We start from the raw sequence: 10728 nt of genomic DNA, 5'->3' as shown, positions 1-10728 counted from the left end.
CTGTCCAAGGTCGCGCTTGTTGCCTGCATGCGCAAGCTCCTAACCATGCTCAATGCCATGGTCAAAACCAACACGCCTTGGGACGATTCACTTCATCGGGCTTGACTCGGAAGACGGTTACTCAGTCGGGTTCGAGTTCGGCGAACCGTTCGGCCAGGAAATCGAGCAGCGCCCGCACCGCCGGCAGCAGCCCGCGGCGCGACGCGAACACCGCGTGCACGATTTCGCGGCGCGGGGCCCAGTCCGGCAGGACGGTCGTCAGTTCGCCGCGCGCGACTTCATCGCGCACCATCATCGTCGGCAATTGCACGACGCCGACGCCCGCGACGGCCGCCGCGCGCAGCGCGAGCATGCCGCCCGTCACGAAGCGCGGCTGGTGATGGATTTCCGCCTGCGCGCCGTCGGGCCCGCGCAGCCGCCACACGTGCGTGGACTGCGGCACGCCGTGGTCGAGACTCGGCAGGCGCGTGAGATCGGCGGGAACGGCCGGTACACCGTGCTCGCGCAGCAGTGCGGGGCTCGCGACGAGACACTGGCCGCGCTCCGCGAGCACGCGTAGCGCGAGATCGCTGTCCTCGAGTGGCGGCGGGCGCACGCGGATCGCGACGTCGATCCCTTCGCCGACCACGTCGACGCGCCGGTTGGTCGCTTCCAGGTGGATCTCGACGCGCGGGCACACGGCCATGAACGCGGCGATCATCGTGCCGACCAGCGAATCGAGCAGCACGATCGGGCAACTGACACGCACGATGCCGCGCGGCTCCTCGTGCAGCAGCGCGATCGCCTCGTCGGCGGCGTCGGCCTCGACGAGCATCGCGCGGCAGTGCGCGTAATAGGTCTGGCCGACGTCGGTGACCGTGAAGCGGCGCGTCGAACGCTGAATCAGCCGCATCCCGAGCCGCGCCTCGAGCAGCGCGATGCGCCGGCTCAGCTTCGATTTCGGCATGTCCAGCGCGCGCCCGGCCGGCGCGAAGCCGCCGTGTTCGACGACCTGCACGAAGTAATAGAGATCGTTCAGATCCCGCGCTTTATCGTTCATGAAATGGAACGCTGAGTGCGATTTCGGCAGTCTACCGGATCGTTCGTTCCATCTCTATATTGTCACTCATGGATGCGAAACACGGGTTTCGCCGCAATATGGAGAAGGGTAATGAAGAAGATCCAGGGTGTGTACAGTGCGCCGCGCGGCCATTGGGTCGGCGACGGGTTCCCGGTGCGTTCGATGTTCAGCTACCAGTCTCATGGCACGCATCTGAGCCCGTTCCTGCTGCTCGATTACGCCGGCCCCGCGACGTTCGAACCGACGACCGCGCCGCGCGGTGTCGGCCAGCATCCGCACCGCGGCTTCGAAACGGTGACGATCGTCTATGACGGCGAAGTCGCGCACCGCGACTCGACCGGTGCGGGCGGCACGATCGGCCCGGGCGACGTGCAGTGGATGACGGCCGCGAGCGGGATTCTGCACGAGGAATTCCACTCGGAGGCGTTCACGAAGCAGGGCGGCCCGCTCGAGATGGTGCAGCTGTGGGTGAACCTGCCCGCCGCGGACAAGATGGGCGCGCCCGGGTACCAGACGCTGCTGAACGCCGATATCCCGGTGGTCGAGCTGCCGGACGGCGCCGGGCGGGCGCGGATCATCGCCGGTGAACTCGACGGGCGGCGCGGCCCGGCCCGCACGCACACGCCGATCGACGTGTGGGACGTGCGGCTCGTGGCCGGCGGCCATGCGCGGTTCCCGGTCGCCGAAGGGCGGACGCTCGCGGTGGTCGTGCTGAGCGGCACCGTGCAGGTGAACGGCGAGACGGTGGCCCGCGAGGCGCAGTTCGTGCAACTCGGCCGCGACGGTAGCGACGTCGAGATCGAAGCGAGCGGCGACGCGAAGCTGCTGATCCTGAGCGGCGAGCCGATCGACGAGCCGGTCGTCGGTTACGGTCCGTTCGTGATGAACTCGCAAGCGGAGATCCGTACCGCGATCGAGGACTTCAACAGCGGCCGCTTCGGCCAGATGCCGGCATGACGGCATGACGGTGTGACGAGCAGGCCCCGCGCAATGCGGGGCCTTTTTTCGCGCGTGGCACGCGGTCGCGCGCGTGGGGCGGTTCGAGGCATAATCGACGGTTGTCGCGCGCCGGTCGGCGCGCCCGAATCAGGACCGCACATGAACGCATCCGCACCTGCCGCATCCCCGCGTACCGCCGATCTCGACTGGCGCTGGAAATCCTTCGACGCGCTGACCGCGCGCGAAATCTATTCGATCCTGGAGGCGCGCAGCGCCGTATTCGTCGTCGAACAGAATTGCGTGTATCGCGACATCGACGATGCGGACCAGGCCGCGTGGCACCTGGCCGCCTTCGATCCGGCCGGCCGCCTGGCCGGCTATCTGCGCGTGCTGCTGCCCGATGCGCAACACACCGACGTGCGCATCGGCCGCGTGCTGACGACCGCCGCGTTTCGCGGCGCGGGCCTCGGCAACGGGCTGCTGTCGCGCGCGCTCGAGCATATCCGCGCGCAATGGCCGGATACGCCGGTAAGCCTGCATGCGCAGGCTCACTTGCAGCGGTTCTACGGGGCATTCGGCTTCACGCCGAGTTCGGACGTGCACGACGAGGACGGCATCCCGCACGTGTGGATGAGCAGCGCACGCGCGTGACGCGCGCTAGGCGCCGCCGCAGTCAGTGCGCGGCGCGTGCGACGGGCGGTTTGTCCGCGCGCTGCGCGGCGCGCTCGCCGATCAGCCGCCCGCGCGCGGATAGCCGCAGCCAGTGCCGCAGCGCGATCAGCGCGCCGATCACGCTCATCATCGAGCCGGGAATCCACAGCAGCAGGCCGCCGATCTGCTGGTCGCGCAGCGGGCTCAGCCACGTGAACGCGCGGCCGCAGATCGAGTAGATCGGATACAGCTCGTGCGGCGTGAAGAAGATCAGCGCGCCGAGCGCGATCTGCGGCGGGATCGCCGCGACGACGATCAGGATCCGGCGGCCCGGCGACAGCCGCGCGGGCGGCGCGGGACGCGGATCGACGACGAGCCACCAGAACAGCAGCCCGTCGATCACCATGCTCCAGTTCATCACGCGATAGAGACGCCAGTCGAGCATCGCGATGAAATGGATCGGCGACAGCAGCCAGAAATAGATCAGCCCGACGAACAGCACGACCGCGACGACCGGATGGAACACCACGTCGAGCGTCGCGCGCACCGGCGCCCATGCGAGCGCGGGGCGCACGAAGCGCTGCCGCCAGCGAAACGGAATGCCCGCGCGGATCGCCGCGCCCGGATAGGACAGCGCGATGAAGAACGGCCCGAGGTGATGCAGCACGAGATGCTGCGCGCGGTGCATGAAGAATTCATGCTCGAAGAAATAGTCGAGCCGCGTATGCAGCGCGATATAGAGCGCCGTCAGCCCGAACCAGAACGAGAACTGCCGCAGCGGCGACACCTTCGCCTTTTTCACGCCGCGCGCGAACAGCACGGCGGCCGCCAGCACCGCGATGACCACGGTCGGCGACGGTTCCCACGGATCGAGCCAGTACAGGAGGTTCATCGCGCGCGCATCACTTCGTCTGGGCCGGCGATTTCACGGGGAACGGTGCATCGACCGTTTCGCCGTCGGAGAATTTCAGGCGCAGGTGCACGGTGTCGCCCGGCTTGATCGCGTGCTTCGGCTCCTCGAGCATGAAGTGATAGCCGCCCGGCGCGATGTCGACCTTGCCGCGCGCGGGGATCGTCAGCTTGTCGACCATCTCCATCTTCTGCGTCGAGCCGTTCGAGACCGTCTGGTGCAGCATGGCCATCCCGTAGTCGGGACTGTCGACGTCGACGAGATCGACCGGCTTGTCGCTCGTATTCACGAGCGTCACGTAGCCGCCCGCGGGCAGCTTGTTCGGCAGCCAGCGCACCCACGCGTTCTGCGCGCTGATCGCGCCGGCGGCATATGCATGGGCGCCGGCGCACAGCGCGGCGACGAGGGCGAACGTCTTGAGGGTCGTTTTCGTGTTCATGGCGGAATTCAGGTCGTGGAGGCGGTGTCGATGATCCGGCGCACATCGGCGGCGATGGCGTCGGGCGAATCGCGATCGGTCGCGAGCAGGCGCGCGCGGCCGGTCGCGTCGAAGATGTAGACGGCCGAGCTGTGCGTCACTTCGTAGCCGCCGGACGGATCGCGTTTTTCCATCTGATACGCGACGCGATAGCGCTTGGCCAGCGATTCGATCTGGCCGTCGGTGCCGGTCAGGCCGCGCGCATGCGCGGCGTCGAACGCGGCGACATAGGACTGCATCGCCAGCGGCGTATCGCGCGCGGGATCGACCGAGACGAACAGGATGCGCACGTCGTCCGCCTGCGGGCCGAGCTTCGCCAGTACTTCCATCAGCCGCGCGAGGGTTTCGGGGCAGACATCGGGGCAGTGCGTGTAGCCGAAGTAGACGAGCGCGACGCGGCCGCGGAATGCATCGGCGTCGACGGGATGGCCGTCGCCGCCCGTCAGCTTGAACGACAGGTCGGGCAGGTGGCCGGTGACGTTGGTCAGGTTCCAGCGCGGCTCGTCGTGCGTGCACGCGGCGAGCGCCACGACGGCGGCGAGGGCCGCGGTCGCGCGGATGAGGCGGGAGAGGCGCCGGTGCGGCGCGAGGCGGGCAGACGACATCCTGGGGCTCGATCGGACGATGGATAGCCGGGGCGCGATGCCATGCGCCGCGCGGCAGGCGGTTGCGACTGTAGCGCAATTCGCGCGCCTGCGTCCTTTCGAAACCCCTGCGGGGCGGGCGAGCGGGGCAATATGTCGCAGTTGACGCGGCGGGCGGCGCGGTGTTCGCGCGGCCCCGGTTTCGCCCATCTGGGGGCGCAGGCGCGGTAAGATGCGCACAACTCCATTCGCGCAGCGGCGGCCCGGCATTTTCCGGTCGCCCTCAGACTATCGAATCGATGCAATCCGTTCCGGCTTCCCTGTCCCTCACCGATACCGCGTTCTTCTTCGACTTCGACGGCACGCTCGTCGAGCTCGCGCCGACCCCCGACAGCATTCACGTTCCGCCGTCGCTGCTGACGTTGCTCGACGAGCTGTCGCGCCGCTCGCACGGCGCGGTCGCGATCGTGTCCGGGCGCGGCATCGACAATCTCGACACTTTCCTGAAGATGCCCGATCTGCCGATCGCCGGCCTGCACGGCGCGGAGCGCCGCGATGCGAACGGCGACACGCAGCGCATCGGCTTCAACGACGAACGCCTGCTGCGCATCGAGCGCGAGCTCGCGGACGTGGTCGACCGCCATCCTGGCATGCTGCTCGAGATCAAGGGCGCGGCCGTCGCGCTGCACTTTCGCAACGCGCCCGAGCGCGAGGCGGTGGCGCGCGAAGCGGCCGAGCGCCTCGTCGCCGACTATGCGGATGCGTACGTGCTGCAACCGGGCAAGATGGTGTTCGAGATCAAGCCGAAGGGCGTCGACAAGGGGCGCGCGCTGGCCGCGTTCCTCGACGAGCCGCCCTTTGCGGGCCGCGTGCCGCTGTTCGCGGGCGACGACCTGACCGACGAGAAGGGTTTCGCGGTGGTCAACGCGCGCGGCGGCCTGTCGATCAAGGTCGGCGCGGGCGAGACGTCCGCGCGCATGCGGCTCGATTCGGTCGACGCACTGCATGAGCAGATCGCATGCTGGCTCGGCGCGGGGCAGCCGCACGCATGAGCCGGCTCATCATCGTTTCAAACCGCGTCGCGCCGATTTCGGAAGGCGAACCGGCGGCGGGCGGCCTCGCGATCGGCGTCTATGACGCGCTGAAGGAAACCGGCGGCATGTGGTTCGGCTGGAGCGGCGAAGTGGTCGCGTCCGGCGCGCCGCAGCCGCAGATCCGCATCGAGGAGCGCGGGCCCGTGACGTTCGCGACCGTCGGGCTGTCGCGTCGCGATTACGACCAGTATTACCGCGGGTTCTCGAACGCGACGCTGTGGCCCGCGTTCCATTACCGCGCGGACCTGATCCAGTACGATCGCCACGAGTTCGACGGTTATCGCCGCGTCAACGTCTGGCTCGCGCAGCAGCTCGTGCCGCTGCTGCAGGACGACGACGTGATCTGGGTGCACGACTATCACCTGATTCCGTTCGCGCGCGCGCTGCGCGACGCCGGTGTGAAGAACCGCATCGGCTTCTTCCTGCACATTCCGTTTCCGGCCGCGCAGGTGCTCGTCAACGTACCGCCGCACCGCGAACTCGTCGAGTCGCTGTGCGCGTTCGATCTGCTCGGTTTCCAGACCGAGCCCGATCTGCGCGCGTTCTGCGACTACGTCGAGTTCGAGGCGGACGGCGACGTCGAGCGCGACGGGCACACGGTGCACGTCCGGGCGTTCGGTCAGACGCTGCGCGCGGCCGCCTATCCGATCGGCGTATATCCGGACGAGATTGCGTCGCTCGCGCAGGCGGGCGAACACGGCAAGGCGGTGCGCACGCTCGCGACGTCGCTGCGCGGGCGGCAACTGATCATGAGCGTCGACCGGCTCGATTATTCGAAGGGGCTCGTCGAGCGCTTCCGGGCCTTCGAGAAGCTGCTCGAACACCAGGCGTCGATCCGCAACCGCGTGTCGTTCCTGCAGATCGCGCCGTCGACGCGCGCGGATTTGCGTGCGTACCAGGACATCCGCCTGCAGCTCGAAGCGGAGTCCGGGCGCATCAACGGGCGCTACGCGGAGCTCGACTGGGCGCCGATCCTCTACATTCACCGTCAGTACGACCGCCAGGTGCTCGCCGCGCTGTACCGCCTTGCGCGTGTGGGCTTCGTGACGCCGCTGCGCGACGGGATGAACCTCGTCGCGAAGGAGTACGTGTCCGCGCAGAATCCGGACGATCCGGGCGTGCTGGTGCTGTCGCGCTTCGCGGGTGCCGCGCGCGAGCTCACGGGCGCGCTGATCGTCAATCCGATCGATATCGACGGGATGGCCGATGCGCTGTCGCAGGCGTTGACGATGCCGCTCGCCGAGCGGCGGGCGCGTTACGCGGACATGATCGCGCAGCTTCGCGAGAACAACGTGTCGGTGTGGCGCGACAATTTCCTGCGCGATCTGCAGCACGTCTGAACTATTGCTGGTGGTGCAATTGAAAAAGCCGCCGTGCGCAAGCACGGCGGCTTTTTTGTCGGCGCGGCGGTATGCCGGCGCGTCAGGCCACGCGTTCGCCGGTCGGCGTGCTGCCGTCCGCATGATGGCGGCCGTGCTGTTTCGCGAGCAGGTCGCGATACAGGCCGGGACGGCTGCGCAGCACGTCGGGCGGGCCGTCGTCGATCACCTTGCCGTTGTTCATCACGATGATGCGGTCGAAGTTGCGCAGCGTCGACAGGCGGTGCGCGATCGCGATCACCGTGCGGCCGACCATCAGGCGATCGAGCGCGCTCTGGATCGCTTCCTCGGACGCGCTGTCGAGCGCCGACGTCGCTTCGTCGAGCAGCAGGATCGGCGCATCCTTCAGGATCGCGCGCGCGATCGCGATACGCTGGCGCTGGCCGCCCGACAGCTTGACGCCGCGGTCGCCGACGATCGTGTCATAGCCTTCCGGCATCGCCTCGATGAACTCCGCGCAGCGCGCGTCGCGCGCGGCGGCGAGCACTTCGTCGCGGGTCGCATCGGGGCGGCCGTACGCGATGTTGTCGTAGATCGTCCGGTGCAGCAGCGAGATGTCCTGCGGCACCAGCGCGATCGCGTGGCGCAGGCTGTCCTGCGTGATGCCCTTCACGTCCTGGCCGTCGACCATCACGACGCCGTCCTGCGTGTCGTAGAAGCGCTGCAGCAGCGCCAGCACGGTCGACTTGCCCGCGCCCGACTTGCCGATCAGCCCGACACGCTGGCCCGGCTCGATATGAAGGTCGAAGTGGTCGAGGATCGCGCGGCGGTGCGGATACGCGAACGTCACGCGCTCGAAGTCGACGCGGCCGCCCTTGGCCGACAGCGGCTGCGCATCCGAGCGATCCGGCATGCCGTGCGGTTCGAGCAGCGTCTTCACCGCTTCGGACAGGCGTGCGACGTGCTGCGTGACGTCGACGAGCGCGACCGCGAGATCGCGCGTGCCGTGCAGGATCGTGAAGCCGAGCGAGCTGACGAGCACGATGTCGCCCGACGTCGCGCGGCCCTGGTCCCACAGCCACAGCGCCCAGCCGAGCAGGCCGGCGGACAGCATCGCGGTGACCACCGCATGCAACAGCCGCAGTTTCTCGAGATAGAGCAGGCTCTGCTGGCGCGCATCCATCTCGGCCTTGACCGTTGCGCCGAAGCGCTTCTGTTCGCGCAGCGTCATCCCGAACGCGCGCACGAGGCCCATGTTGCCGATCACGTCGACGAGTTCGCCGTCGACGGCCGCGGCCTTCGCCGCGAACGCGTGGTGGCGCGCCGAGCCGCGGCCGGCGAGCTTGAACAGGATGACGGACAGCACGGCCGAACAGCCGAGCAGGCCGGCCGCCATCAGCGGATTGACGACGATGATCATCAGGATCGCGCCCATCACCGCGATGCACGGCGGCAGCACGTTCCACGCCATCGTGTTCTCCGACGTGTACACCGCGTTCGACGTGGCCGTGATGCGGCTGGCGAGCGTACCCGGCTGCTTCTCCGAGTAATACGTCGGCGAATGGCCGATCAGGTACTGGAACAGGTCGCGCCGCAGGTCGCCGGTGACCGCGACGAACGTATGCGCGGCGACCCAGCCGCCGACGCGCCACAGCAGGTTGTCGGCCGCGATCAGCCCGACGAGCAGCGCGAACGCGCTCCACAGCGGGCCCGGATGATGGCGCCCGGTCGCCAGCACGTCGATCAGGTGCTTGATCGCGTATTGCGAGCCGAGCGCGCAGCCGACGGCGGCCAGCACGCTGCAGAGCACGACCAGGTGCGCGACCGGGTGGCGGCGGATGTAGCGGAACAGGAACGCGATCGGCCGATGCGCGTAGCTCGACAGCTTCGCGTTGTAGGCGTTGCGCTGGGCGGGGGTGAGAGATTCCAAAATATGCGTGCGGTGATTCGGTGATTGAGCGTGGCGGCTGGATCGCGGGCCGGCGTTCGCCCGGACTGACTAATCCGGCATTGTAAACAAGGCCTGCGTTGCGCTGCGCGAATCTTGCCTTGGCCAGAGGCTCGCGATCGATTTTGAGATAAAATCCGGCATCCCGTCCTGCCGCAGGTGCCGGAATCACGCTGCCGGCAGCGGCGGGTAACGAGGATCGCCAAAAGGGCCTTCCACTCTAGAACGGACACCCGAGTCCGCGGGTTGCAAAGTGTTGCACCTTTGTAACAAAGTAAAGTGTTTGAAATGTTGTGCGCCGTATCGGGATTAACCCTAGATAATCGGCTCCGGGTTCGATTCCAGGTTTTTTTACGAACCCCTGTCAACGGGTCTTCGTTTCAAACGTTCTATGCCTGTCGCGTCGCCGACGCTCCTTGAGCAGCGCGGGTTCGACGCCCCCGGCAGGCTGATTCGTCCGACTTTCGGACGACCTGCATCCAGCCCGGACCGCCGGCAGGTTGCCGACCCATACCTGGTTTTTTGCCGATTTTTTAGGAGTTACGCATGCGAATCGCCCAAATCGCTCCGTTGCATGAAGCGGTGCCCCCGAAACTGTACGGCGGTACCGAGCGAGTGGTGTCCTACCTCACCGAAGCACTTGTCGAGATGGGGCATGACGTCACGCTCTTCGCGAGCGGCGATTCGCAGACTTCCGCGAAACTCGAAGCGTGCTGGCCGCAGGCGCTGCGCCTCGACCCGACGATCCGCGACGTGATGGCCCCGCACATGCTGCTCCTCGAGCAGGTGCGCCGCCGCGCGGAAGAGTTCGACGTCCTGCACTGCCACATCGACTACTACCCGTTCTCGCTGTTCTCGCGCCAGCCGGTCCCGCATCTGACGACGATGCACGGCCGTCTCGACCTGCCGGAACTGCAGCCGATCTTCAACGCATTCAGCGACGTGCCGGTCGTGTCGATCTCCGACAACCAGCGCATCCCGCTGCCGCAGGCGAACTGGCTGTCGACCGTGTACCACGGCCTGCCGGAAAACCTGCTGACGCCGATCCCGAACGTGAAGCCGAGCTACCTCGCGTTCCTCGGCCGTATCTCGCCGGAGAAGCGCGTCGACACGGCGATCCGCATCGCCGAGCAGGCCGGCCTGCCGATCAAGATCGCCGCGAAGCTCGACAAGGCTGACCGCGCGTACTACGAAGAGAAGATCAAGCCGCTGTTCGCGCTGCCGCACGTCGAGTACATCGGCGAAATCAGCGAGTCGGAAAAGACCGAATTCCTTGGCAACGCGCATGCGCTGCTGTTCCCGATCGACTGGCCGGAGCCCTTCGGCCTGGTGATGATCGAGGCGATGGCCTGCGGCACCCCGGTGATCGCGTTCAAGCGCGGCTCGGTGCCGGAAGTGATCGACAACGGCGTGTCGGGCTTCGTCGTCGAAGACGAACTGTCGGCCGTCGCCGCGCTCAAGCGCCTCGATACGCTGCCGCGCGAGAAGGTGCGCGCCGCGTTCGAAGCCCGTTTCTCGTCGAAGGTGATGGCGCAGAACTACGTGAAGGGCTACGAGGAACTGCTGCGCCAGAAGCGCCGCACGGTGCTCCGCGAAGTCAACGCGAGCTGATCGCGGGCCGCCGCCATACTGCGGCGCGCGGCCGTCACGACGCCCCGTCCGGGTTTTCCGGCGGGGCGTTGTCACATCTGCGGCGCGGATCTGTTGTATTCTCGCCGCGCCCGGCGCCGCGAACGGCCTTCGAA

General features: G+C 67.5%; 10 protein-coding genes and 1 pseudogene. 6 read left to right on the top strand and 5 right to left on the bottom strand.

The window, feature by feature from the left end; translation table 11 throughout:
* A pseudogene (locus H0X91_RS31180) lies at positions 1 to 105 on the top strand (IS110 family transposase); the annotation flags it as partial.
* 16 nt (positions 106 to 121) lie between these two features.
* Here the strand turns inward: H0X91_RS31180 and H0X91_RS31175 are convergent.
* Complete coding sequence (locus H0X91_RS31175) at positions 122 to 1039, bottom strand: LysR family transcriptional regulator (RefSeq protein WP_196433632.1); 918 nt, start codon at positions 1037 to 1039, stop codon at positions 122 to 124.
* Positions 1040 to 1150: 111 nt separating this feature from the next.
* Between H0X91_RS31175 and H0X91_RS31170 the strand changes: the two genes are divergently transcribed.
* Entirely contained in the window at positions 1151 to 2017 is an 867-nt protein-coding gene (locus H0X91_RS31170; RefSeq protein WP_196433631.1) for a pirin family protein, read from the top strand.
* Between the two features lie 141 nt (positions 2018 to 2158).
* Positions 2159 to 2650 carry a GNAT family N-acetyltransferase gene (locus tag H0X91_RS31165; RefSeq protein ID WP_006482188.1) on the top strand — a complete coding sequence of 164 codons (492 nt, stop codon included), beginning with the start codon at positions 2159 to 2161 and terminating at the stop codon, positions 2648 to 2650.
* Positions 2651 to 2672: 22 nt separating this feature from the next.
* Here H0X91_RS31165 and H0X91_RS31160 read toward each other — a convergent pair whose 3' ends face one another.
* Genes H0X91_RS31160 through H0X91_RS31150 form a run of 3 tightly spaced genes read right to left on the bottom strand, consistent with a single transcriptional unit; the run spans position 2673 to position 4643 of the window.
* Positions 2673 to 3542: a cytochrome c oxidase assembly protein gene (locus tag H0X91_RS31160; RefSeq protein ID WP_006491689.1), complete on the bottom strand. Its 870-nt coding sequence runs from the start codon at positions 3540 to 3542 to the stop codon at positions 2673 to 2675.
* Positions 3543 to 3552: 10 nt separating this feature from the next.
* A complete protein-coding gene (locus H0X91_RS31155) occupies positions 3553 to 3999 on the bottom strand; it encodes a copper chaperone PCu(A)C (protein WP_006488671.1) in 447 nt (148 codons plus the stop codon).
* Between the two features lie 8 nt (positions 4000 to 4007).
* Positions 4008 to 4643 carry an SCO family protein gene (locus tag H0X91_RS31150; protein ID WP_196433630.1) on the bottom strand — a complete coding sequence of 212 codons (636 nt, stop codon included), beginning with the start codon at positions 4641 to 4643 and terminating at the stop codon, positions 4008 to 4010.
* A gap of 278 nt (positions 4644 to 4921) precedes the next feature.
* On the opposite strand from H0X91_RS31150, the gene otsB reads away from it, so the two are divergent.
* Complete coding sequence (gene otsB / locus H0X91_RS31145; RefSeq protein ID WP_006488667.1) at positions 4922 to 5674, top strand: trehalose-phosphatase; 753 nt, start codon at positions 4922 to 4924, stop codon at positions 5672 to 5674.
* Complete coding sequence (otsA, locus tag H0X91_RS31140) at positions 5671 to 7056, top strand: alpha,alpha-trehalose-phosphate synthase (UDP-forming) (protein ID WP_012492437.1); 1386 nt, start codon at positions 5671 to 5673, stop codon at positions 7054 to 7056. Before otsB ends, otsA begins: the two co-directional genes overlap by 4 nt.
* Positions 7057 to 7138: 82 nt before the next feature.
* On the opposite strand, the gene H0X91_RS31135 is transcribed toward otsA, so the two are convergent.
* On the bottom strand, positions 7139 to 8965 hold the full coding sequence (locus H0X91_RS31135; RefSeq protein ID WP_062910887.1) for an ABC transporter ATP-binding protein: 1827 nt from the start codon (positions 8963 to 8965) through the stop codon (positions 7139 to 7141).
* 564 nt (positions 8966 to 9529) lie between these two features.
* Here H0X91_RS31135 and H0X91_RS31130 point away from each other — a divergent pair.
* Positions 9530 to 10594, top strand: coding sequence for a glycosyltransferase family 4 protein (locus tag H0X91_RS31130; protein WP_006476459.1), 1065 nt, complete (start codon positions 9530 to 9532; stop codon positions 10592 to 10594).
* The last annotated feature ends 134 nt before the right edge of the window (positions 10595 to 10728 follow it).

Origin of the sequence: Burkholderia sp. 9777_1386 (assembly GCF_015712265.1) — a bacterium.
In the GTDB taxonomy this organism is placed as follows: domain Bacteria; phylum Pseudomonadota; class Gammaproteobacteria; order Burkholderiales; family Burkholderiaceae; genus Burkholderia; species Burkholderia cenocepacia.
Note: the sequence above shows the minus strand (reverse complement) of the source record. Positions and strands in the feature narration are given on the sequence as shown.